Genomic DNA, 23,571 nt, shown 5'->3' with positions numbered 1-23,571 from the left:
ATATTATTTATTTCATGGTATTACCGACTACTTTAATGTTATTTATTGTTTATATAAATGAAGTTATAAAAGATGCTGTATTAATGCGCTCTAAATTAATTAAAATGGAAAAAATGGAGATTGTTAGCCAACTCGCTGCAAGTATATCGCACGAAGTAAGGAATCCCTTAACGGTTGTAAAAGGATTTACACAGCTTTTAAAAACACAAAATTTAACTCCTGAATCAAGAGACGAATATATTAAACATATACTTGAAGAGTTAAATCGTGCCCAAGAAATTATCGATGATTACTTAACGTTTGCCAAACCTGCTCCAGAAAAATTAGATCAAATTTCAGTAAAACAAGAGTTAAATCGAGTTATTAATATGATATTGCCATTGTGTAATATGAATACGATACATATTACACAGGATTTTTCTGAGGCAACCATTGTTGGTAATAAACAGCACTTTCAACAATGTTTTTTAAACTTAATAAAAAACAGTATTGAAGCAATGCCTAATGGTGGTACCTTAAATATTTCCTCATCTATCAATAATAGTAAAGTTGAAATACGAATTGAAGATAGCGGAGTTGGAATGTCACAGGAGCAAATACATCGATTCGGTGAACCGTATTTTAGTACAAAAACAAAAGGAACTGGTTTAGGTACAATGGTTGCTGTTAAGATTATTGAGACGATGCATGGAAGTTTAAAAATCCGAAGTATTGTTAGTAAAGGAACGACTTTAACGATTACGTTCCCGAAATATAGTAAGAATACGCATTTAGACAAATAAAAAAGGAGCATAGTTGCTCCTTTTTTATTTGTTTCGATACATAAGTATCTTCAATGTTTTTTTAGTTTACATTTGTGAAGACTAATTAAAAATTAGTATCCTCCGCCCCAGCAGCTGCATCCTACAATTATTAATAGAATGAATAACACAACTAGTAAAGCGAAACCTCCACCAAAACCACAAGAACCACCGTAACTCATATTTTCTCCTCCTTTTGGTTTGAAAACTAATAGGTAGTTGATCATTTTAACTGGTTCGTATTATACATTATGTATATATCCCTTTTTTGAGCATGTCTACATAAAAATAAGTAAAAGCACTCGTTTAAAGAGTGCTTTAAAATGGATACCAAAAGTTTTGAAATACGTTTAATTTTAAATATACCGCAACAATAAATATGAAAATACCGGCAAATAAAGCAAGGAAATCTTCACGGTTCGCCTTACTTGTATAAAACCATGTACGTTTATCCTTCTTTCCAAATCCTCTTAAATCCATTGCATTTGAAACTGTATCTATTCTTTCTAGAGAATGAATGATTAGTGGCCAGAAAATTAAAACACGGTTCTTCATACGAACCCATAAACTTGCTTCTCCTTTTTCAAAAGCCACTCCTCTCGCTTCTTGCGCGTGTTTAATAATTTTATACTCAGACTGGATGTCAGGAATATAACGTAGTGCAATATTTATTGCATATGTAATCTTATAATGAATACCAAGTTTACTTAAGCTACTTACAAATTCGCTTGGATCTGTCGTGTAAATAAAAAGAAGTGTAAATGGTAATAACGTAAAATACTTTAATGAAAGTGTAGCTGCATAAAATAATGTTTCATATGTAATCGTTGCATATCCAACATGTAAAAACGCGGTATATGATTCAGTTAATTCAGATCCATGAGTTGGTGTAATAAATAAAATCATGACAGAGTTTAATAAACTAAATGTAAATATGACACTAAAAACAATTAAAATTTTACGAAATGGAATTTTAGCAATGCTGAGTCCGATACACCCAATAATAAATAATATTAGCAACACCCGAAAATCAAAAAACAAAAAAGTAAGCGTCATACAAAAAATAAATAAAAACAATTTCACTATCCCATCCATACGATGAAAATATGTACTATGCACCTTCCTCCCTCCTATTACTGTCTAAATAAAGCTCCATAAATTTTTCTGGACATGCAATCCCACTAAATTTAACAAGCTTGGTTAAAGAACTCTCTCTTAAGTTGGCTCTTTGTAACGTTTCTTGATTGCCTAATACATCAAACACTGTATTATCCGCAATAATTTTCCCTTCATGTAGAACTACTGCACGGTCTGTATATTCTAGCGCGAGATTCATATCGTGAGTGATAAAAACAAATGAAATTCCCTTTTTAGCTAGGTTTTTAATAAACGACATAAATTGTTTATAATGATAATAATCTTGTCCCGCTGTCGGTTCATCTAATATGATAAGCTTAGGATTTGTTGTTAATACAGATGCGATTGTTAGTCTCTTTTTTTGCCCATAGCTTAGTGCTTGAATTGGCCAATTACGAAATGGATATAAACCACAAATTTTTAAAATCCCTTCTACTTTATTCTTAATTTCTTCCTTAGAAAAATTATGTAATGTTAATGTAAATGAAACTTCTTCAAAAACAGTAGACTGTGTAATCATATGATTTGGATTTTGCATCACGTAAGATATGATTTCCCCACGTTTACGAATAGACCAAGAACTAATATCTTCACCTTTTAACGAAATTTTCCCATTTTTCATTTTGTTTATACCTATAAGACTATGAGCTAATGTTGATTTCCCTGCTCCATTATGTCCTAACAGTGCCACAATTTCTCCTTCATATATTAAAAGGTTTACATTTTCTAATACTTTTTGTTTATTAGGGTATGAAAATGATAAATTCTCCACTTTAAGTAATTCCTTGTTTTTAGCATTCCTTTCTAATATGACTTGTTTCTCCATCCACTCTTTTATAACGTTGCTTACCTTTTCTTTTTGAAGGTTTTCCATTGGATATATTACATCATTATTACAATCAAAATGTAATCTCTTTAATGCTTCGATGTAAATAGGCTCTCTTAAGCCAATACGTGGTAATATATTTGACGCTAAGATTTCTTTTGGTGTTCCCATCGCAATGACTTTACCTTCATCAATTAATATAACTTTGTCTAAATCTAGTTTTAAAATTTCTTCTATCCTATGTTCGATAATAACAATCGTTTTATTATACTGCTCATGTATATCTTTCATAAGTTCTATCGTATGTATGGCGCTTAGTGGATCTAAGTTCGCTAATGGTTCATCGAACAATAATATATCCGCATTCGTTGTTAATAAACCAGCAAGAGAAACTGTTTGCTTTTGACCTCCTGATAATTCATGTGGACTTTGTTTATGAAACGTATGCATCTTCACCTTTCTTAATGAGTCCGAAACAATCTTTTTCATGTTATCTTGCTTTACACATTCATTTTCTAAATAAAAAGCTACATCTTCTTCTACTGTCAGACCAATAAATTGAGCATCTTGATCTTGTAAAATTGTTCCTACCTGTTTACTTTGTTCAAAAATACTTCCTTCCCTTGGGTCTTTACCGGCAATTAAAACGTTACCTGTGCTATTCCCTTCGTAAGAAAATGGGATTAGCCCATTTATACAATGAGCTAATGTCGACTTTCCTGAACCACTTCGTCCAGCAATTAATACTTTTTCCCCAGGGTATATATGAAAGGTAATATCACTTAAAGTAGGCTGCGCAGCATGCCCATATTGAAAGGTGAATTGTTCAAACGAAATAATTGGTTGCATGTTAACATCCCTACTTTTCAATTTTTAAATGTGTATGTTTCTTATTGGATTTCGCCAAACCAATTGTAAGTGGCAATCCAAGTACTAAGAAAACGATGACATCGGAAATTGTTGCTCCTAATACTTGTATAACAATTTTGTCAAATGGTTCTCCCATCACAATAATATCGAATGCCCCAGCAAATATAATAGCAATGACAATACCAACTAGCCCAGTAATTGCTAAATAAGAAATATCTCCCTTGTTAAACGACCCGTTTTTCACACTAAAACCAACTCTTTTTTGAATAAGCCCCATTGAAAAACCAATAATACCTGAACTAATAACCCATCCCCACCAAATACCCCATCCAGCAATCGTATCTGTTACGGTATGACCGATAAGTCCGATTAACAGTCCTGCCACTGGACCAAATAATGCTCCAAAAACAGTTAATATAGCTAATGCTGGTTTAATAAATGTATTCGGTGCAATAGAAAATCCCCAAAGTCCTAATATCCCGTATAATGCTGCTCCAATACCGATTGCTACTACTAACTTTGTTGATAATTTATTCATGACAATTCCCCTCTCATATTAGTCAACTTTTATTACTCTATATTTAATTTAAAAATGAATTATGCATCGACACTCCCTTTCTATACAACAAAAAAATGACCTCTTACATAAGAGGTCATTTTCTTTCACTTTCAAGAATCCTCTTATCTTTCAAAAAACACATCGTGTCCTCTGCGGAATTAGCACCTTCCTATAAAATTGCATAGGGGTTGCTGAGGTTTCTTAGGGCCGTTCCCTCCACCTCTCTGGATAAGTATTAATTTGTAATTCGTATTATGGCACTAAAGAATGTAAATTTCAACACTTTTCTTACTATTTTTATTTTTTGTTAAATAGATCATTTAAATCATTGTATTCTTATCGGAATTATGAAATAATAAATTCAAAATCGTTTCGGGAGGAATGCATTATGAAAGTTATTGGTTTGATTGGAGGATTAAGTTGGGAATCTACATCATTATACTATAAACATATTAATACACTTACACTCTCTCAATACGATCAAAATGCAAAGTTAGTTTTATATAGTATGGACTTTGGTGAAGTAACTACTTTATTACAAAACCATCAATATGAAGAAGTGAAAAATGAACTAGTTACAGTTGCAAAGAAAGTTGAAAAATCTGGGGCTGAATGTTTATTAATGTGTTCAAATACCGTACATCTATTTGCCGAGGAAGTAGAACAAGCAATATCTATCCCGCTTCTTCACATTGGTGATGTAAGTGCTAAAGAAATGGTAGAACAGAGTATAAAACGTATCGGACTATTAGGAACAAAACAAACGATGGAGCAAGATTTCTATAAATCACGATTAGCGAAGTATAACATTGAGACAATTATCCCAAATGAAGAGGAAAGAACCTTTATCCACCATGTCATATTAGATGAATTAAGTAGAGGGATCATTTCAGAAACATCTAAAGAAAAGTTATTACAAATTACAAAATCATTAATTCAAAACGGCGCTGAAGGTATATTATTAGGCTGTACTGAAATACCTTTACTTATCTCCCAAAATGATCTTACTGTTCCCGTTTTTGATACTGCTTTTTTACACGCAAATACTGCTGTGCAATTTGCTGGATAAGAATATACAAGCATAAAGGTGAGAACCTCTATGCTTGTATACAGTTACGACTATTTATCCCGCTATTTATGGGTAGTAAAATCCCTACCGATTAAAGTTTTACTTTATTTAAAAGAGATTCAATAACTGCAATTGCTTCTTTTGAACCACCACATTCTAAAAAGCTATCATTAAGTTTTCTTATACCATGTTTATACTTTTCATTTGAAAGTACATCTGTTACGGCCTCTTTTAAAGTGTACACATTAACATGTTCTTTCAATAGTCTATGTGCTGCTTCCAGTTCAGTTAATCTTTGCGCTATCATAGGCTGATCTTTATCATGCGGTATTATTACAAATGGGACATTATAATGAATGGCATCGTGTACGCTATTCATACCGCCATGTGTAATAAAAACATCTGCTTCATTTAATATTTCTGATTGAGGTACGTATGGAGCAATTATAAAATTATCTGGCGTTTGCTTTATTTTTGAAATATCATTTCTATCACCAATTGCCATTACAACTATCCCATCAAAATCTGAAAAAGTATCAATACAAGTATTAAAGAATGGTTCGAGTCCTTCAAGCAGTGTTCCCATTGAAATGTAAATAACTTTCTTTTCTTTAAGTGATTCCAGTGGAAATTTTATATTTGTTTTACGCTTTGAAATACTCGGTCCAATAAAAATGTTATTTTCTCCGAACGATTCGCTATTAGGTTGGAAATAACGACTTGTGTATACGAGACAAACATCACCTTTATTATTCATAAATTGAAGATTATTCTTTGGTTTTACTCCAAATTTATGTTCCATCTGATTTAGTAATTTTTCAGAGATTTCCTCTGGTTGGAATGGCATATCTGCATTTGGATGAAAAGGTAATGTCTTCAAAAATTCTGGCGGAATTAAAAATATAGGCGAGGACACTACACCTGGAACTTGTAAATACTCCTTTACTAACTCTCCTGCGCCAAATATATCATACATTACGAAATCAAAATTTATACTTTCACATAATTGTTTCGTAATTTCTAATATATATAAAGAAGTCTGAACATGCATATGAAAGAAAGCATTTAACCCAGATGAGGTTTCAGCATCAATAGAAATCTCTTTTAATAGATCCGGATGAGTATGTACAGTAGCTCCTAAATCTTCAATTCTATCCTTAAAGTTTGCCGTTGTAATATAATGTACGTTATCCCCTCGTTCAGTAAAGGCTTTTACTAAATTTAATGTAGGGTTTACATGTCCCTCTGCTGGAAAATTAACCACTAAAATATTTAGCACTTATTCCTCACTCCTTACATTTCATTGTTTTAATTAAGCATACTGTTATTTGTACAAGTAATCTTCCCCTAATAGTCCTAATATGCTTGCTACATTATATTGATAAATAATTTTCAGTCATCAACATAAAAAAAGCATCTACCTATGTAGATGCCTAACCGTGATAAGGAGTGTTCTGTGAGGTTAGAACAAGCTTTTCTGCTTGTCCTATGCTATCAATATATGATTTATTTTATAAAACGTGAATCGTTAATAGAATTATTTTATCCATTTTATATGATCAAATGGATAAAATACCATTTCTACTTTACCTATTATATTTGACTCATCAATAAGTCCAAGTGTATTCCTGCTATCTTTACTATGATTACGATTATCACCTAACACAAATAATTTATGCGTAGGAACTTTTATTTCTCTAAAATTTGAAAAACGATTGGATACTTGCGACATATCTAAATGTATATACGACTCATCACGCTTTTTACCGTTAATAAATACCTCATCCTCTTTTAGTTGTATGTTATCCCCCGATAATCCAATAATTCGTTTCACATAGTAAGTAGGCTCGTCTTCTTTTTTTATAATGACAACATCTCCATGATGAAAAGACGATAAACAGACGTTTACCTTATTAACAAGTATATAATCTTTTTCATTCAAAGTAGGTTGCATCGAAATTCCTTCTACCATACAAAATAAAAAGGACTTATTAATAAAAATAACCCCTATTATAATGAATATGTAGCTACATATGTTCCTCCAATATTTTAGAATAAACAGCTTCATATATACCTCATTTCTAATCTATTCCCAGATAAAAACGCCTCTAGTTTACAGGAATGCTAGAGACGTTTCGTACATTTTAATTCTCTTTAGAGACATCTGTTTTTGGCGCTTCACCAGTTAATCGCTTATTTTTCAAATCAAAATAAGCATCTAAAACTTCTTTTCCAATATCGGAGTTAATGCCCGATTTATCATTTTCAACCCACGGTACTACAACAGAAAATGCTACTTCTGGATCATCATATGGCGCATATCCAGCTAATGTTAAGTTATAACATTCTCTACGATCGCCTTTCGCATTTCGCCCAATTTCATTTTCTCCACCATATACAGTTTGTGCGGTCCCTGTTTTACCAGCTGGTTTATATGGTGCTTTTTGGAACGCTCTTACTCCCGTTCCATCTCCTTCTTGAAATACTTTTCTAAATCCTTCTTTTACTTGATTAATATATTCTTGTTTCATATCGATTCTATTTAAAACAACGGGTTCTATTGATTGTACTACTTTACCAACCTCATCTTTTTGAACGGTTTGTTCTCTAATCTCTTGAACAATTTGTGGCTTCATTCGATATCCTCCATTTGCGATAGTCGAAATATATTGTGCAAGCTGAAGTGGTGTATACGTATCATATTGTCCAATAGAATAATCTAATAAGAAACCAGGCTGATTATCTTTTCTTCCAATTTGCCCTGCAGTTTCATTTGGTAAATCAATACCAGTTTGTACACCTAGTCCAAATTGCCTGAAATAATACCTCATTTTATCAAAATATTCTTGTTTAATATCTAGTGAACTATTTTTCACATAACCCACGCCAGCAATTTTTAATGCTATATTAAACATATAAACGTTTGAAGAAACTTGTAACGCTCTTAGATCGTCTATATCACCAAAATTTTTCCAAGACTTCTTTTCCTTAGTTCCTTTAAATTTCATAGGTGCATCATAAAAATGTGTTCCAGGAGTTATTGCATTTGTTTCAAACCCTGTTAACACTGTCGCACCTTTAACCGTTGATCCAAGCTCATATGAACTTGTCAGCGTGCCTAAAGCATAATCTTCAACTTCCATTTTCCCGTCTTTTTCTACAAGCCTTTTCCCAGCCATCGATAATACTTGGCCATTTTTCGGATTCATCATTACTACGAAAGCACGGTCTAACATTGATTCTGATCCTTTATATTGTTTTAATATTTTTTCTATGCTCTCCTCTACTTTTTTTTGCAATTCCATATCTATTGTTAAAGTTAAATTTTTACCGCTTTTCCCTTCCGAAACCGTTTCCGTTCTAATAGTATTTCCTTGTTTATCAGCAATGCTTCTTACTTCTTTTTTTGTACCATGAAGTACATCTTCGTATTGCTGTTCGATATAACTTTTGCCGACTCTATCATTTCGGCTATAATCACGCACTAAATAATAATCTAATCGTTCACGTGGCAATCCTTCATCAGCATTTGAAACGTTACCAAGGACAGAACGGAATAATCCATCATTTACATAGATTCTCTCCCAATCAACTGATGCGTCTACCCCTGGAAGGTTCGCTAAATTTTCACTAATCACCGCATATTCCTGTTCACTAACGTCCTTTTTAATAATTTGAGGTGCCATTTGAAAACCTGAGGTCATTTTACTTTTAATAGCTAACACTTCTATATCTTTAGCCGTTAGTTCTTGAAGATTTTTTTCTGTAACGCGCTTCCTTTTTAAATCTTCTATTTTTTTGTCTAGCTCTTTTCCGGTAATATCTTTATCTCGGAACTTATCTATTTCTTTTTTTGATACTAAGTCTTGAGTAAGTTCTGGATTTAATTGCATCCAAAAGTCTTTCTTATCAGTCTCCGTTAACTTGTCTATATCTTCTTGCGGCATTTCAATAATGTCTGCAAGTTGTCTTGCTGATTTTAATATTTCTTCTTGCTTTACACCTTTCACCTTTGTATATGTAATCGTACGTAAAGACTTATTATCAACTACTGGATTTCCTTCACGATCAAATATTTTCCCACGTGGTACAGAAAGACCAACGGTTGCATTTTCTCTCTTCTCTACTTCATTTTTATATGTTTCTCCATCAAAAATTTGCACTTTCCCTAACTGAATAATAATGCCAGAAAATAATAAAAATACACAAAGGAATAAAATATTTAACCGGAGAGGTACTACTCTACCACTTTTCTTCTCTTGCTTTTTCACCTTGTCATAATCTCCTCCTTACAATATTTCAAATAATAATCACATTTCTATATTAAAAGTAATGTACAATTTCTATACATTGCTTTGTACAAATATCAATATAATGTTTAAAACTTAATAGAAATTAAAACAAAGGTAAAGAAAAGGTAAAGTTTACTAAATTAAATATAAAAAATACCCAATAACAAAAAGCTTAGTTTTCACTAATCGCTTTGTTATTGGGTATTAATTGATTTAAGAATTACTACTAGTGCGTATTGCTATACATTTGTCGTCACAATTAGAAAGAGATTGTTTACTTAGTACTTTCGGTAAGTAAATAGTTACTGTTGTCCCGACACCAACCTCGCTCATGATACTAATTGTCCCTTGATGACTTTCAATAATTTTATAACTTAACATTAATCCAATACCAGTCCCTTTTTCTTTCGTACTATAAAAAGGTTCACCTAATCTCTTAATTCTTTCTTCAGGTATTCCTATTCCTTCATCTATTACATGAATGATGACACCATCATCATTTATTTCTTTTATGTGAATTGAAATCCCCCCACCATTTGGCATAGCTTCGATTGAATTTTGCAAAATATTAATAAATACTTGTTTCAATTGATTTTCTGAGCATTCAATAATTATATCTTTGTCATCCGTAAATAGTTCAACTTGAATATTTGTCATAATTGCTTTTGTGTTCATCAACGATACGACATTTTTAAAAATTTGATAAATATTTTTCTTTTCTGTATTTATCTCATCTGTTTTAGCAATTGCCAGAAATTCTTGCAGGATCGCTTCTATCCTTTCAATTTCAGAGAGCATAAGATCAAAATATTTTTCTTGATCTTCTTTATTAATTTGAAATAACTGTATAAAACCTTTAATTACAGTTAAAGGATTTCTTACTTCATGAGCCACGCCAGCTGCTAATTGACCAATTGCTGCAAGCGTATCTGATTTATTTAGCAATTCTTCTGTCTTTTTTCGCTCTGTAATGTCGCGTACAATAATCATAATTTTATCATGTAATAATGGTAAGCACCTAGCCTCAAAGAAATCAATACTTCCATTAAGTGTGAGTGGATATTCTACAATTACATTCGTTCCTTTTTCCTTCACTTGATTAATGGCTTCCTGAAACTGCTGTGCTACTGAAGATGGTAATACTTCGTAAAACTTTTTTCCCATAAAAGCTTCTGCGGGTACGTAAAACTTTGTAGGAGATCCTGCCTTGTAATCTATAATTGTGCCATCATCTTCTGTTAAAAAACATAAATCTGGTAAAGCTTTAAAAATTAATTCCAGTTCAGATGTTTGTTGTTTTAACTGCTCTTCTATCGCTTTTAAATGTGTAATATCTACACCAACAGCCCAATAACTATATCCTGTTACAGGAAACTGTTCTGATATATTCGACCACATTATTGTTTTGATTTCACCATTTTTACATGTTAAGTGCATTTCCCAATCTCTGAAATTTTTTCCACAAGTTAAAAATTTCTTTTGTATTTGATGGCGATAATTATGATCAGGATACAATAATTGCAGTGCATTGGGATTTCCAATTATTTCTTCAGCGGTATAACCTGTTACAATTTCGCATTCTCGATTCCACAAAACAAAATCTCCATTATAATCAAGCGCATCGACCATAACAGGCATGTTTTGTAAAATCGTATGTAGTTCCTCCTCTTTCTGAGAAAGCAACGTTGTATTTTTACTTTGAAATACTTTTATTGCGCTATCTAAAATTAAACTTGAGAGCATTTCAAAGTATTTTTGACAACTGAAAATTTCACTTTTTTTGGACCATACAACAAAAGATCCTAAATGTTGATTGTATAAGAAAATGGGGATTTCAATCTTTGGAAGTTTACTCTTTTTTATCTCATTCATTCCGAATGAAAAAACACATTCTTTTTCAGCATCAAGAAGTTGATGTGATATATTAGTTAATTTATAAAATTGTTCTGCCATGGTTTCTATTGTACTCACATCAATAAGTTCCATTAGCCGCGAATTCATTCCTTTTTCACCTCAATATGTAAAATTAATACAAATCTAAAATTCATACTTCTCCATTATACGAAGAAAGCTAGTGTAGGTATATAGCTGTAGAATAATTATTCGAACAAATTTTATTTTTCAATTAAAATAAGAAAAGAATATATATACTGAATATACCTTTAATTAGTATATATTTCGTTGATTCCTCACTTATTGTCTAGTAACTTGAATTCCTCCTTACATTCACTGAATTTTCACTTGAGAGTCATACACGTTACTAATAGCGGTATAAACATGCAATAAGTATAAAGTTCATAAAATATTCACAATTTTTATGAAAAATATAAACATTTATTCCAATATATTCTATATAATAAAATGTAATAAGGCTTCTATGAATCTCATAGAATACCTTACCCCTAATAAAAAAGAAAAAAGAATCCATTTGGATTCTTTTTTCTTTTTTAATTACATTACATATTTATATAAAGCATGTGCCACACCATGTTCTTCATTTGATAACGTTTCGTATTTACACATTGCTTTTATTTCTTCTACTGCATTCCCCATTGCAATTGATATGTTCGCTTTTTCCATCATAGAAACATCGTTTAGCCCATCACCTATCGCTACAGTGTTTTCAACCGGAATATTAAGATGTTCTGCTAAAGTATATAATCCATTCCCTTTTTGAGCATCTCGATGATTAATCTCTAAATTGTGCCAATATGAAGATGTAATTGCTAAATCTGTATTATGAAGAAATGTTTCTTTGAGTTTTTTTAATTTCTCAATTTCATAAGAAAATGGTAATAATTTATGCACATGTATATCTGTTTCTACAATTGGTTTACAACTTTCCGCACTATGAAACGCTGTATGCTCAAGATATAATGCTGCGATTGTTTCTAACTCTTTCAAGTCGAAATTTTCTTTTGAATTCTTCACATGCTCAATTTCATTACGTACACTCTCTACTCCATAATCCGGTACATACACACCTTTATCAGTATAGAGCTGATAATATAAACCATTCTCTTCAAGATATTCTACAATTTCAAGTGCCTGCATATTTTGAATTGGATATCTCTTCATCATTTTTTTATCTTTATATATAAGAGCACCATTTTCCGCAATGATTGGACACTCTAAATCAACTTCTAACAATAATCGCTCAATGTCAACAATAGAACGTCCTGTACAAATTGCTACAACATGGCCAGCTTCTTGACATGTTCGAATTGCTTCTGCATTTTCTTTACTTATCATTTTATTCCCCGAAAGAAGAGTTCCATCTAAATCAATTGCAATTAATTTCATTATTTCTTCACCACTTTCTATAAATACACGAGTTCTAATTAATTATTAGGTATCGTTTTCATACAATCCTCGTGAGGTACTTCTTATTTATAATTTATGAAAAGCGTTTCAGGTCAAGAAATAATTAAAAATAAAATCCAAAGCTTTTCTTTTTAAAAAAGCTTTGGATTTTAAACTATGAATTATAACTAATGTATTTCGTCTCACACATGTACACATTTTTTTCTTCAGTTGGGATATATACTTTAAACTTTTCTAACCGTTTTCCATAGACATGAATCGTAATAACGCTTTCATTTTTGCTAATTTCAAGAATATGACAATCCGCTGGTGGAATTACTTTATCTGTTTCTCCTTCTCCCAAATAAAGATTTCCTGTATGTGTTAAATAAACAAGTGAATTTCCAAGTTGTTTCGTTTGTATAAAGTTCTGCACCATAATCCTTCCTGAAAAAACGCCTTCTACTCCCCATGTGCCGTCATGATCATGTAAAGGTGTAGATTGTCCATCTTTCCATACGAGAGCTAGTACTTCAAAACGTTTGAGCGGATCTTCATACAATAAATGTCGTGCATATTGAGTCAAATTGGCCTTCTGTTTATCTAACGGAAGCCATGTTTTCTTTTCTAAAAGTTCTTCTAGTAACTTTTCAATGCCACACACTATTTCTTCTTCAAATAAACCGTTTTCCATAAGATCTGTAACACCTTTAATAAACTTTTGAAATGATTTACTTCCATTACAAGTCAACATAAGAATCCTCCTCTACGTTTTATACAATTCCATATTAAGGTAATTACCGAAAACTCACAATTGAGAAACAAAAAACAAGATGCAAATGTATGCACCTTGTTAAGATTTTTATTTAGCTTTCAAACGAATAGGTAAGTATTTTAATGTTTGTTCATTTTCCAATATACATTTTTCTAAACAGAAAGATGGAGATAGCTCTATTTTTTCAAAAGTATTTATAAAGGTAGTTAATGCAATCTCAGCCTCTAAACGTGCAAGTGGTGCTCCTAAGCAAAAGTGAGGACCTTTCCCAAAGGTTAAATGTTAAATGCTTTTCATTTCCTGTTCGATGTACATTAAATTGAGAGGCTTGTGAAAATTTTTTCTCGTCTAAATTCGCTGCACTAACCCACGCAACAATCATCTGATCCTTTTTCATTAAAGGACCAAATATATTTGTATCCTCTGTAATCCTCCGGGCCAATGTAACAGGAAAGCGATAGCGTAATACTTCCTCAATCGCTTTTGAAATTAAGTTAGGTTCTTTTCTTAACTCTTCATAAATTCCAGGTGAATCTACTAAAAAGCAATAAAAGCTATTAATAATTAAATTTGTAGTGGTTTCATTCCCAGCCGCTAGTAAACCTAATGAAAAGGTTACAATTTCCTCATCGGTTAATCTTTCGCCTTCATATTCAGCTCGAATTAAATCAGATATGATATCATCGGTTAAATGATATCTCTTTTCCTGAACAATCGGTAAAAGGTATGCTTTGAATTCATTTAATGCTATCCCTTTCTCGGCATCCAGATCATTAAACTTTTCTTTACTATACGGCATAAATAAAATATCAGACCATTCTTTAATTTTTTTACGATCTGTTGTTGGGACTCCTAATAAATCAGAAATAACGGTAACAGGTAAAGGTGCAGCAAACTGTTCAACGATATTAACTTCACTACATTTTTCGATATGTTGTACAAGTTCATCTGCGATAGCCTGTATTCGAGGTTTCCACTGTTCTAAACTTCTTGGAGTAAATGCCTTAGAAACAATGGAACGTACATTGCGATGTTCTGGTGGATCTGTAGAGTTTATATTTATTCTAGTTTCTAAAGGAGGGATTGAGAATTGTCTGCGCTCCCTTCTACTTGAAAATAAGCGATAATCTGATAAAACACGATTTACATCATCATATAAAAAAACATTCCATACATCCTGCTCTTCATCATAATGAACTGGGTGATTATCCCTCATCAAACGATACCATTCATATGGATTCCATAATTCTTCTTTTGTTTTCAGCTTTGAAATTTCATGAACTAAAATAACATTTTCAGGTGAAGCCATAGTTCTTTCCTCCCTTTTCTTTTACAATAAAAGTGATAGGTCGGCAGTTCAAAGTTGTATAAACTATCATATGTTATTTTAACATATACAAAAGGAGATTTTTCATTAGAGAACTTGAGAAATATATAAGGGGGATTTTTATGTACGTTGACATTTTACTGCTAGCAGAATTAACGACAGGACCAAAACATGGATATGAAATCAAAAAAAATGTTCAAAATCGTTTAGGTGAGAATTTTGAGTTAAATCACAACATGCTTTACCCTGCCCTTCGGCGCTTTGAAAATATGGGTGCTATAACGAAAAAAATACATAAACAAGTTGGAAAACCAAACCGAAATATGTACGATATAACAGAAACAGGAGAAGAAATTTTTTCTGAAATGTTACGAGAGTTTCCCGAAAAACTTGCGACAAATAATGCAGAATTTCTTGTTCGTATCGCGCTATTTGAAAAACTTGAATATGAAGCTAGAAAAGAGATTCTGACTGTACGTCAAAACGTACTACATAATCAACTTACCGCTATTCAGTCTCTAGAGGTTACCTCACCCTTTATTACTGAAGTCATTGAATTTAGTAAATCACGAATTGAACATGAATTGAGTTGGATTACATCACTTATGAAGAAAATATGAAAAAATAACAAGAAAAGTTAAAAACAATGAATGAAAATGATATTTATTATCAATACTATCATTAATAAAAGGGCAACCACGATTTGGCTACCCTTAAAAAATTTACACTTCTGGATCGAATGTTTTGCAATCTGTTTCTTCCGTTGTAGATGCATGTTTACCTTTATGACTTACTACGTAAATTGCCTCTGCACTACATTTATTACCGTTCGCCCAAAATTTACAGTTGTTTACTTCACATAAAACGTCTTGTGCCATAGTATCACACCTCCTTGTTCTATTATCATTAACAAAATTCGGAGGTATGATACTATTTGTCATCCATTTTTCATTCCCTTTTTAGCTTTCTTAATGGTTCAATATCTCCGCGTACAATAGCATCAATATTTCCAGTTATTTTTTCAATATCAAAATGCCACCATTGAATTTGCAATAATTCTTGAATTATTTCATTTGAAAATCTCTCTTTTATTTTATTTGCAGGGTTTCCACCAACAATTGTATATGGTGCGACGTCTCTAGTCACAACAGATTTAGCTGCAATGATTGCACCATCCCCTATTTTTATTCCGGGCATAATTGTTGTATCCATACCAATCCAAACGTCATTTCCTATAACTGTATCACCTTTATAAGGTAAATCAGACAAACTAGGTGTATACTTCTCCCACCCATTTCCAAATATATTAAATGGATATGCCGAAAATCCATCCATCCGATGATTGGCTCCGTTCATAATAAAGTTAACTCCAGATGCAATACAACAAAACTTTCCAATAATAAGGCGATCTCCAAGAAATTCATAATGATGTAATACTCGATCTTCAAATGTTTCTCCATCTTTCGCATCATAATAAGAATAGTCACCAACAAGTATATTAGGTTTTGTTATTATATTTTTTATAAATTGAACGTTTTGATTTCCTTCAATAGGGTATTTAACATTTGGATTAGGATTCATTTTGTACGGCACTTCCTTTACCACTTATTTCACTTTCTACCGCTATTACTGGCTTTAAATTGTATATAGGTAAAATAAACAATAATCCAATTATAAAAAGTAAAGCCGTCCCTTCATACATCATACTTAATGAAAACATCTCTTTTAATGAGCCAGCTATACTCATCGTTACTACCATTGAACCGGTAAAAAGCGGACTTAAAATACCATTTACACGACCTATAAAATCGGTATCGCTATTTTGAATAATAAGTGTATTTATACCAATTTGGATACAAGGAAGAGCTAAACCACTAAAAAGCTGCGCTGTAAGTGTCACCCATAAATTTGTAGAATATCCTATAATGCCAATACCAATTGCTTGACCAAGCATACCGATAATTAACATCTTTTGCGGAGCAACATTTTTCGCAAATACCATTGCTAATGCTCCGCCAACAATCATTCCCGCACCATTTACTGTTAGTAGCCACTGTAAACTCTCTTTTGATAATCCTAACTGCTCAGTCACAATAAATATACCTAATGGCTGAATTAATCCTATACCTAGTCCTGCAGCCATAAAACAAAGCCCTAGCAAAGTTAATGCTTTTTTCTTTTTGACATACTTAATACCATCCTTCATCTCTTGCAACAGAGTGATATCCTTCTTTTCTACGTCGTTTTCAAGATCTTTCGGAAGAAATAACAATACAACTGCCGCAAGTAAAAACGAGATACCTGTTATGATGATTGAAATATAAATTCCAAAACTATGAAAGATAAATGTCCCTAGTATTGGTCCTAATACCATAAATATTGCAAATATCGTTTGATATATAGACATTGCTAATTGAATTTGTTCCGTTGATAAATGTTGTTTAAACAATTTCATTCCAGATGGTTGTGAAAACTGTGAAAGGATTGCAGAGATGAGTGTCACAAAAAACACAATTTTCCACGTTCCAAACATAAGCGTAATTAATACAGCGAATACTGAAATGGAACTTAACGTTTCACACCATATCATTGTCTTCTTTGGCTTCCACCTATCAGCAAAAGTACCGCCAATAAATGAAAAAATAAAAATTGGAGCGAATTCAGCAACTGAAATCATCGAAATAGCAAAAGCATCACCTTTTGTCATTTCCATTACATATAGTAATACCGCAAAGTTTCGAACCCATATTCCTATTTGTAAAAATAATGCTGATGCTAAAATCCCTTGAACAAACCGATTTTTTAATACTTGTGATACCCCATTGTTTTGTTTCGTTACTACATTTGTCGACATAAAAAAGCCTCCTATTTCATGTTCTGAACAGGAGGCAGCACAAATCATATAAAAAGACTATATATTCGCAGAGCGAAATACATCCCTTTTCTATAAATGTACAGACTAACCCTATTCAGAAGAATATTTCGTTTTTTAACGAAGATCTCTTACAAATAGAATTAGTTGATCATTGGGATGTTTTCACCCTTCCGTTTCGAATTTAAATAACACATACATACTCTATGTAAATCATTTTCGATGTATGCATGTCTCCTTTTAACTATTCTAGAAAGTTAAAGGTAATTCCTCTAAAGAACGCATTAAATAGTTACCTTGCCATTTAATTTCTTCACGATTCCCTTTTATTTGTAGTTCAGGCATTCGATTAAACAAAGTAGTAATAGCAATCTTTGCTTCTAACCTCGCAAGTGGAGCTCCTAAGCAGAAATGACTACCATGACCAAAGGCAATATGACGATTATTTTCCCGAGTAATATCGAATACTTCTGGGTTTTCAAATACAGTTTCATCACGATTTGCAGAAGCTAAGGCAATGACAACCATATCTCCTTTCTGTATTGTTTGATGGTGAATTTGAAAAGGTTCCGCTGCCCATCTTGCAGTTGTAACCTCAACTGGAGAATAATAACGCAATCCTTCCTCAATAGCCGAATCAATTAGTTTTGGATTATCTTTTAATAACTGTAATTGATTTGGATTTTCAAGAAGTGCTAATACCGTATTTGTAATTAAATTCACTGTCGTCTCATGTCCTGCGACAATTAATAGCATTATCATTGAATATAGTTCCCGAGCGCTAAGTTTATGCCCTTCACTCTCTGCAAGTATTAAAGCACTCACCAAGTCTTCTTTTGGCTCTTTTCTTTTAATATCAACTAAATATTGAAGATATATAATAAACTCAGATAGTTGTTTTTCGGTCTCTTTTATTTCTTCAGGTGTTTCTGGTGATGCAATAACAGCATGAGACCAAATTCTAAATTTCGCTTGATCTTCTTTTGGAATACCGAGCATCTCACTTATTACAATAATTGGTAACGGAAACGAATAATCATCCACAAGATTTAATGTACCTTTTCGCTCTATATTACTTATCAAATCATCTGCTATTCTCTGAATTCTCCCGTCTAATTGTGCAATCATCTTCGGTGTAAAAGCTTTTTGAACTAAAGATCGTAAACGACTGTGGTTAGGTGGATCTGAATTTAGCATATGTGTTGTTAAGTGGTCACTATTATCAACGGAAAGATACATGTTCTTTATATCTTGAGAAAACACATTTGTCCAATCTTTTTTTAAACGATTATCTTTTAAAAGTGGCAGAGCATCTTCATATCTAGTAATGAGCCATTCTTTACCGATTTCAACTTGGTTTACAAATAATATAGGTTGTTTTTTTCGCGATTCTTTATAAATTTCATACGCATCTTCTTTAAACTGAGCTGAAGCTAAATTAATGCCATCCTCTATGCTTAACCCAACTTTGTTTTTCATTGACATTGTATTCCCTCACTCTCATTTGTTTTTGAAAACCAACCAACATATGCATTATACTCTAATAAAAACGTGAAAATTGTAAATTTTTAATCAAAATCTTACTTCGTATATTGAAAAATAAAAAAGTGAGAGAGTACAATCGTTTTACTCTCCCACCTCTCTTTATGCGAAGCACATAAAATTACTAATTTGTTGATAGCGATAACTTACTTTACGACGACGACCACCTTGCCAAGTGTAACCTGATACTCCGTTTCTTCTCACTTCAGTCGGAAAGAACCATAAATCCCTTCCAAAAGGTCCAGGACGATGTAAACGTAAATAGCCCCATCTTCCTAAACAGTTACACATCCATGATTTCATATTGCCTGGTTGTGCTGGAGAAGCAAATGTAGACGGTAACGATGGCGCTTGTGACGGTGGTGGTGACGTTGGAGCATCCTCCGCATCATCTGGTCTGTAATCTTCTTGTTCAATATCTCTCACTTCATTTGTAGGTTCATACCCGTAGTCATGTGGATTATAATACATCGCTTGATCATATGGATAATTTTGTTGGTTATACATATTAACAAATCACCTTCTTTTCATTCATTACCTTTATCATTCATATGTGATATGCCCTCTCTGGGAAGCTTATGTATAGCCCAAATTCAACTTAAAAAACTCGTATTATTAAAAATACGAGTTTTTTAAAAATAGAATATTTTTATCATCTCCTTAACTTCACACTATAAAAACGCATTTCATCTAACGAACCTTCAAATTCAAATACTTCTTGTTTAATTAATTGTTTCAAGCGATATTCTAAGAAAGTATCTCCAACCAATTGTTCAACAAGACCAAGTGCTTCACCAATTACTCTAGGAGCTTTGAGGAACTCTCGATCAGCACCCACACTTTTCGCGCATTCAATTATAAATTGATCAAAATAATCTTCCTGTACAGAATGCACTTCATTTTCTTTCCACACTCTTAAACATTCTATGCTTTCCGATAATCTATTCCACTCATGTTCAAACTTCATGCGCTTCTCTTCAGTTAAATAAGGTAACTTTATAAAACTTTTTTGGAATAGAGCTAAACTTTCAGGTGGTAATTCTCCCGTTCCACGAATATCATACTCTTGTTTTAATATTTCTCTGCTTGCTTCAGACGTATTAATAACTCGAATGTTTTTCTTATCCTTTAATTGTGCTATTACAAAACTTAGGCCTACATGTTCATGTGCATTATCAGCCTTCCAAATTGTAATAGGTGTTTCAACAGGAATAGTATGTAGTTCTTCTATAGTTGCTATAAATCTTGATAAATATTCTTCTTCAAAATAACTATCATAAGCAGTTAAGTTATTTATTAACCACTCCTGTCTTGCTAGTTGCCCCTCATTCGTATGCAACCTATATATCGGTCCAATTGAAAAAAATTCCGAAAAAGCAACAACACTCTCTTCAAATAATTCTTCTTGACTTAACATATATTTTAAGCAACCAGCCGTTGAATCATCAAAAGCAATATGTACGTGCGTACTTTCTTTTACATTCCTTTTATAAGTAGGATTACTTGTTAATTGTTTCGGAATATCCATCAAATTTTTAATTGTATCTTCACTATAGTTTTCTTCTAATAAGTTTAACTGTATGAGAATACTTTGAAGTAAATCTTTAGCCTCATCTTCGTACATATCCTCTACAGCATTTTTTATTTTATCTATCACACAAATCCCTCTATTCATTTCAAAAATAACGTAGATTATAGTGTATCATTTTAGTATAGTTCTTTAAAGTCAAATCCAGATTACTACAGCAATCTGGATTTTCAACAAAAGCTCTCCTTATATTTTTGAATTGCTAAATATTTTTACTTTGAAAATCCCTGTATCTAAATGTATAATTATATAAAAACAAAAATATAGGAGCTATATTTATGGATAAAGTACTTACAAATTATAAACATTACTTAAAAAATTGGAGATTTATATTTATTTGCATACTACCTGCTATTGCCTTATTCGTTACTTTCGATGTCATCTTTGAACTACTGTTTCATCAAAATTTCTACTTATCTAACTTAATTTCTGCTATCATATTATTTTTAATATTTATTAACGTTAAAGATAAATTTAAAATTAAAGGCTAAAAAACACTATTTCAAAATAGACCTTTATTATTGCATCCTACTATAAAATAAGGCTCATAGTAGATTTTCATAAAAAATAAGAGCACCCTGCAATTGGCTGCTCTTATGTGATTAGAGGTTTTTTCTGAGTATTAAGTAGGACACGAAGATCTTGTCCTACTACATAATATATGCTTGTACTTATTATTTCGTGCATGTATTAAGCACCATGTTCAGGTACTTAATATATGCATAGTCATTGCTAAAAAATCTACTCAAATATTCACTGTACAATTTCATATTTATAAATTAAAAAACATCCTCAATGGATGTTTTTTATCTAACGATTTTAAGCTTCCATAAACTTAGCCGGTACACCAATTTTTTCAACTACAGAAGATATATTAGTAGGATTAATCATTACATTTTCAATACATACTAATTTATTTTCTAATATCCCATTCTCTGTAGTAATAAGTTCTTCAAACCGATCTAAAGTCATTGAGAATTTATGTTCACTTCCACCATTCATACTAACTTTTACATACTTCATAGTGTCACCGCCTTTCATAATAATTTACCTTTCGACAAGAAGGCGCTTACATCCTTTTTATTTACTCTTAGATTTCTCACGTTTACATATATTTTGAGAACGGAAACTACTATTATTCACTCACAAAATTATTGCTAATAAAAAAGATAAAGATAAAAATGCACAAAGTGGAATATATAAACCGGTATCCATTCTTGCAAAGTGCGTATCTTTTTGGCGTTTAAAGATACCAAAATAGTTAAATTCACCAATTACTCTAATAGAAAAGACGATCATACAAATCCAGGAACCGACTTGAATAATAACATTAGGAACTGCAAAATGAACAATATTTGCTTGTTGCAACAAAATTATTGCTGCCATACTTAATAATAATGCAATGAACAATGTCATTCCGGCGCGAGGTGTAAACGCCTTTTCCCCTGATTTAGTTGGAATAACACTATTTGTCCCCCAATTACCTCCGAAAGCCCAATATACATGTAAAAAGCTAACTAAGAATAATATACAAGCAGATATATATGTAATGATAAGCATTTTATCCTCCCCTTATTTCATTTTGGTTCCTACCTATAAAATATGCTGTTCCCCTCCGCAATAGCAACCTTCATTTCATTACATAAAAAAACCGTAATGATTTATCAATATTAAGATAAGTCATTACGGGGTTATTAAACTTCATTATGCATTATACCTATTTCTTCGGCGTTCCATCCTTGTTTGACCTTGAACTGCATTTTCTTTGTATGGATCTATTTGCTCTGTCATTTCATATGTTGCAACTGGTTCTTCGTACTTATACTCATGGATTTTTTCTGGCATTTTACTTTTAGATTCTTTCCCACCAAACTTAAATAGTTTCATCTTTAATTTCGGTAATCTTGGAAGACGAATCTTAAATGATAATCTTTTGCGTTTCTTTTTTGGTCCAAGTAGATTTATATTTTCTTTATTATTATCTTTCTCTTTGCGGTGAATGAACATCGCAAGTAATCCTCCTATTACAAGTCCTCCAATTAATAGTAATATATATACATAATGGCTTGTCATTAAACTCATTATGCGTTCAAGTATGACTAACGACTGTACTTCTTTTATATCCCATAGTAAAGCGGCCCATAATGAGAATAAGCCCAAAGTAAGTCCATATGTACGAAAACGGAATAAACATGGAATTAACGCGACACATGCAGCAATTTTCGCATTTGCTATGATTGAGCTTGTTGCAATATCTTGATGCCAAATAACTAACAGTAGTGTTATAAATGGCGCATACGCTATCCAACTGCATATACGTGAATACATCTTTTTAGCAAAATAACTACCGAAACTAGTAAAAAATAAAAGCCCTCCAATATATATAGATTGTTCTAGAGGGATTTGCTTTGTAAGTCCTGCAATTGGAAAGAGGCCGCTCAGTAGCATTAAGAGCACATCTAATTTCTTCACAATTCCCCATTCCTTTCAAATTTTTTCAATTAATAAAAATCGTTTTTCCATATGAAATAGTTTTTGTATTTCTAAAAAACATATTAATCCTGTCTGCACATAAAGTAAATATGTAAACGAAAAGATACTTGACAAAGGA

At 32.1% G+C, this 23,571-nt stretch carries 23 protein-coding genes, 1 pseudogene and 1 riboswitch; of the genes and pseudogenes, 4 read left to right on the top strand and 20 right to left on the bottom strand.

What is annotated here, in order from left to right:
• A partial coding sequence (locus DN404_RS28425; protein ID WP_179951881.1) for an ATP-binding protein occupies window positions 1–782 on the top strand: 782 nt, incomplete at its 5' end.
• A 92-nt stretch (window positions 783–874) separates the two neighbouring features.
• Here the strand turns inward: DN404_RS28425 and DN404_RS28420 are convergent.
• From DN404_RS28420 to DN404_RS28405, 4 genes are all read right to left on the bottom strand, one after another.
• Window positions 875–982, bottom strand: coding sequence for a YjcZ family sporulation protein (locus DN404_RS28420; RefSeq protein WP_000120182.1), 108 nt, complete (start codon window positions 980–982; stop codon window positions 875–877).
• A 136-nt stretch (window positions 983–1,118) separates the two neighbouring features.
• Complete coding sequence (locus tag DN404_RS28415) at window positions 1,119–1,919, bottom strand: energy-coupling factor transporter transmembrane component T family protein (protein ID WP_113304799.1); 801 nt, start codon at window positions 1,917–1,919, stop codon at window positions 1,119–1,121.
• Window positions 1,912–3,612: an ABC transporter ATP-binding protein gene (locus tag DN404_RS28410; RefSeq protein ID WP_149215751.1), complete on the bottom strand. Its 1,701-nt coding sequence runs from the start codon at window positions 3,610–3,612 to the stop codon at window positions 1,912–1,914. The genes DN404_RS28415 and DN404_RS28410 overlap by 8 nt, the downstream gene beginning before the upstream one ends.
• Window positions 3,613–3,622: 10 nt before the next feature.
• Window positions 3,623–4,171 carry an ECF-type riboflavin transporter substrate-binding protein gene (locus tag DN404_RS28405; RefSeq protein ID WP_001038210.1) on the bottom strand — a complete coding sequence of 183 codons (549 nt, stop codon included), beginning with the start codon at window positions 4,169–4,171 and terminating at the stop codon, window positions 3,623–3,625.
• Between the two features lie 140 nt (window positions 4,172–4,311).
• Window positions 4,312–4,427: riboswitch (SAM riboswitch) on the bottom strand.
• 153 nt (window positions 4,428–4,580) lie between these two features.
• Between DN404_RS28405 and DN404_RS28400 the strand changes: the two genes are divergently transcribed.
• Window positions 4,581–5,261: an aspartate/glutamate racemase family protein gene (locus tag DN404_RS28400; protein ID WP_000864399.1), complete on the top strand. Its 681-nt coding sequence runs from the start codon at window positions 4,581–4,583 to the stop codon at window positions 5,259–5,261.
• Window positions 5,262–5,352: 91 nt separating this feature from the next.
• Here the strand turns inward: DN404_RS28400 and DN404_RS28395 are convergent, their stop codons facing one another.
• The 7 genes and pseudogenes from DN404_RS28395 to DN404_RS28365 form a co-directional block, all read right to left on the bottom strand.
• On the bottom strand, window positions 5,353–6,540 hold the full coding sequence (locus tag DN404_RS28395) for a macrolide family glycosyltransferase (RefSeq protein WP_006915255.1): 1,188 nt from the start codon (window positions 6,538–6,540) through the stop codon (window positions 5,353–5,355).
• A 258-nt stretch (window positions 6,541–6,798) separates the two neighbouring features.
• Window positions 6,799–7,329, bottom strand: coding sequence for a signal peptidase I (lepB, locus tag DN404_RS28390; protein ID WP_041183985.1), 531 nt, complete (start codon window positions 7,327–7,329; stop codon window positions 6,799–6,801).
• A 76-nt stretch (window positions 7,330–7,405) separates the two neighbouring features.
• Entirely contained in the window at window positions 7,406–9,532 is a 2,127-nt protein-coding gene (locus DN404_RS28385; protein ID WP_006915250.1) for a peptidoglycan D,D-transpeptidase FtsI family protein, read from the bottom strand.
• 234 nt (window positions 9,533–9,766) lie between these two features.
• Complete coding sequence (locus tag DN404_RS28380) at window positions 9,767–11,554, bottom strand: ATP-binding protein (protein WP_001088559.1); 1,788 nt, start codon at window positions 11,552–11,554, stop codon at window positions 9,767–9,769.
• 450 nt (window positions 11,555–12,004) lie between these two features.
• The gene (locus tag DN404_RS28375; RefSeq protein ID WP_000766385.1) at window positions 12,005–12,856 is read right to left on the bottom strand and encodes a Cof-type HAD-IIB family hydrolase; all 852 of its coding nucleotides are present in this window, start codon (window positions 12,854–12,856) and stop codon (window positions 12,005–12,007) included.
• 175 nt (window positions 12,857–13,031) lie between these two features.
• Window positions 13,032–13,610 carry a cysteine dioxygenase family protein gene (locus DN404_RS28370; RefSeq protein ID WP_000954437.1) on the bottom strand — a complete coding sequence of 193 codons (579 nt, stop codon included), beginning with the start codon at window positions 13,608–13,610 and terminating at the stop codon, window positions 13,032–13,034.
• A 108-nt stretch (window positions 13,611–13,718) separates the two neighbouring features.
• Window positions 13,719–14,940: pseudogene (locus DN404_RS28365) on the bottom strand (cytochrome P450).
• Between the two features lie 140 nt (window positions 14,941–15,080).
• Between DN404_RS28365 and DN404_RS28360 the strand changes: the two are divergent.
• A complete protein-coding gene (locus tag DN404_RS28360) occupies window positions 15,081–15,578 on the top strand; it encodes a PadR family transcriptional regulator (protein ID WP_000289121.1) in 498 nt (165 codons plus the stop codon).
• A gap of 102 nt (window positions 15,579–15,680) precedes the next feature.
• Here the strand turns inward: DN404_RS28360 and DN404_RS28355 are convergent, their stop codons facing one another.
• From DN404_RS28355 to DN404_RS28325, 6 genes are all read right to left on the bottom strand, one after another.
• Complete coding sequence (locus DN404_RS28355) at window positions 15,681–15,836, bottom strand: DUF1540 domain-containing protein (protein WP_000046095.1); 156 nt, start codon at window positions 15,834–15,836, stop codon at window positions 15,681–15,683.
• 70 nt (window positions 15,837–15,906) lie between these two features.
• Window positions 15,907–16,539 (bottom strand): Vat family streptogramin A O-acetyltransferase, encoded by a 633-nt coding sequence (locus DN404_RS28350; protein ID WP_001069247.1) that lies wholly within the window; start codon window positions 16,537–16,539, stop codon window positions 15,907–15,909.
• Window positions 16,529–17,812 carry an MFS transporter gene (locus DN404_RS28345; protein WP_000106396.1) on the bottom strand — a complete coding sequence of 428 codons (1,284 nt, stop codon included), beginning with the start codon at window positions 17,810–17,812 and terminating at the stop codon, window positions 16,529–16,531. Before DN404_RS28345 ends, DN404_RS28350 begins: the two co-directional genes overlap by 11 nt.
• A gap of 267 nt (window positions 17,813–18,079) precedes the next feature.
• Window positions 18,080–19,315, bottom strand: a complete 1,236-nt coding sequence (locus DN404_RS28335) for a cytochrome P450 family protein (protein ID WP_149215750.1) — start codon at window positions 19,313–19,315, stop codon at window positions 18,080–18,082.
• Window positions 19,316–19,474: 159 nt separating this feature from the next.
• Window positions 19,475–19,879: a hypothetical protein gene (locus DN404_RS28330; protein WP_000282680.1), complete on the bottom strand. Its 405-nt coding sequence runs from the start codon at window positions 19,877–19,879 to the stop codon at window positions 19,475–19,477.
• A 145-nt stretch (window positions 19,880–20,024) separates the two neighbouring features.
• Entirely contained in the window at window positions 20,025–21,029 is a 1,005-nt protein-coding gene (locus DN404_RS28325) for a DUF1835 domain-containing protein (RefSeq protein WP_149215749.1), read from the bottom strand.
• A 209-nt stretch (window positions 21,030–21,238) separates the two neighbouring features.
• Between DN404_RS28325 and DN404_RS28320 the strand changes: the two genes are divergently transcribed.
• Window positions 21,239–21,451, top strand: a complete 213-nt coding sequence (locus DN404_RS28320; protein ID WP_000362067.1) for a hypothetical protein — start codon at window positions 21,239–21,241, stop codon at window positions 21,449–21,451.
• A gap of 328 nt (window positions 21,452–21,779) precedes the next feature.
• Here the strand turns inward: DN404_RS28320 and DN404_RS28315 are convergent, their stop codons facing one another.
• From DN404_RS28315 to DN404_RS28305, 3 genes are all read right to left on the bottom strand, one after another.
• Window positions 21,780–21,983: a hypothetical protein gene (locus DN404_RS28315; protein WP_000878369.1), complete on the bottom strand. Its 204-nt coding sequence runs from the start codon at window positions 21,981–21,983 to the stop codon at window positions 21,780–21,782.
• A gap of 120 nt (window positions 21,984–22,103) precedes the next feature.
• On the bottom strand, window positions 22,104–22,520 hold the full coding sequence (locus DN404_RS28310; RefSeq protein WP_000905571.1) for a DUF3995 domain-containing protein: 417 nt from the start codon (window positions 22,518–22,520) through the stop codon (window positions 22,104–22,106).
• 144 nt (window positions 22,521–22,664) lie between these two features.
• Window positions 22,665–23,432, bottom strand: coding sequence for a DUF3959 family protein (locus DN404_RS28305; protein ID WP_000732176.1), 768 nt, complete (start codon window positions 23,430–23,432; stop codon window positions 22,665–22,667).
• Window positions 23,433–23,571: the final 139 nt, after the last annotated feature.

Origin of the sequence: Bacillus sp. TE8-1, assembly GCF_008368855.1 — a bacterium.
Lineage (GTDB): Bacteria > Bacillota > Bacilli > Bacillales > Bacillaceae_G > Bacillus_A > Bacillus_A cereus.
The sequence above is the reverse complement of the archived record's forward strand: the minus strand, read 5'-3'. Positions and strand labels throughout refer to the sequence as shown.

Excerpts from the sequence above, each read along its gene's own strand:
- DN404_RS28420 (WP_000120182.1), bottom strand. The coding sequence starts at position 982 with ATGAGTTACGGTGGTTCTTGTGGTTTTGGTGGAGGTTTCGCTTTACTA.
- DN404_RS28320 (WP_000362067.1), top strand. The coding sequence starts at position 21,239 with ATGGATAAAGTACTTACAAATTATAAACATTACTTAAAAAATTGGAGA.
- DN404_RS28405 (WP_001038210.1), bottom strand. The coding sequence starts at position 4,171 with ATGAATAAATTATCAACAAAGTTAGTAGTAGCAATCGGTATTGGAGCA.
- DN404_RS28310 (WP_000905571.1), bottom strand. The coding sequence starts at position 22,520 with ATGCTTATCATTACATATATATCTGCTTGTATATTATTCTTAGTTAGC.
- DN404_RS28400 (WP_000864399.1), top strand. The coding sequence starts at position 4,581 with ATGAAAGTTATTGGTTTGATTGGAGGATTAAGTTGGGAATCTACATCA.
- DN404_RS28375 (WP_000766385.1), bottom strand. The coding sequence starts at position 12,856 with ATGAAATTAATTGCAATTGATTTAGATGGAACTCTTCTTTCGGGGAAT.
- lepB (WP_041183985.1), bottom strand. The coding sequence starts at position 7,329 with ATGAAGCTGTTTATTCTAAAATATTGGAGGAACATATGTAGCTACATA.
- DN404_RS28360 (WP_000289121.1), top strand. The coding sequence starts at position 15,081 with ATGTACGTTGACATTTTACTGCTAGCAGAATTAACGACAGGACCAAAA.
- DN404_RS28330 (WP_000282680.1), bottom strand. The coding sequence starts at position 19,879 with ATGTATAACCAACAAAATTATCCATATGATCAAGCGATGTATTATAAT.
- DN404_RS28350 (WP_001069247.1), bottom strand. The coding sequence starts at position 16,539 with ATGAATCCTAATCCAAATGTTAAATACCCTATTGAAGGAAATCAAAAC.
- DN404_RS28345 (WP_000106396.1), bottom strand. The coding sequence starts at position 17,812 with ATGTCGACAAATGTAGTAACGAAACAAAACAATGGGGTATCACAAGTA.
- DN404_RS28410 (WP_149215751.1), bottom strand. The coding sequence starts at position 3,612 with ATGCAACCAATTATTTCGTTTGAACAATTCACCTTTCAATATGGGCAT.
- DN404_RS28355 (WP_000046095.1), bottom strand. The coding sequence starts at position 15,836 with ATGGCACAAGACGTTTTATGTGAAGTAAACAACTGTAAATTTTGGGCG.
- DN404_RS28315 (WP_000878369.1), bottom strand. The coding sequence starts at position 21,983 with ATGAAGTATGTAAAAGTTAGTATGAATGGTGGAAGTGAACATAAATTC.
- DN404_RS28335 (WP_149215750.1), bottom strand. The coding sequence starts at position 19,315 with ATGTCAATGAAAAACAAAGTTGGGTTAAGCATAGAGGATGGCATTAAT.
- DN404_RS28380 (WP_001088559.1), bottom strand. The coding sequence starts at position 11,554 with ATGAATTCGCGGCTAATGGAACTTATTGATGTGAGTACAATAGAAACC.
- DN404_RS28370 (WP_000954437.1), bottom strand. The coding sequence starts at position 13,610 with ATGTTGACTTGTAATGGAAGTAAATCATTTCAAAAGTTTATTAAAGGT.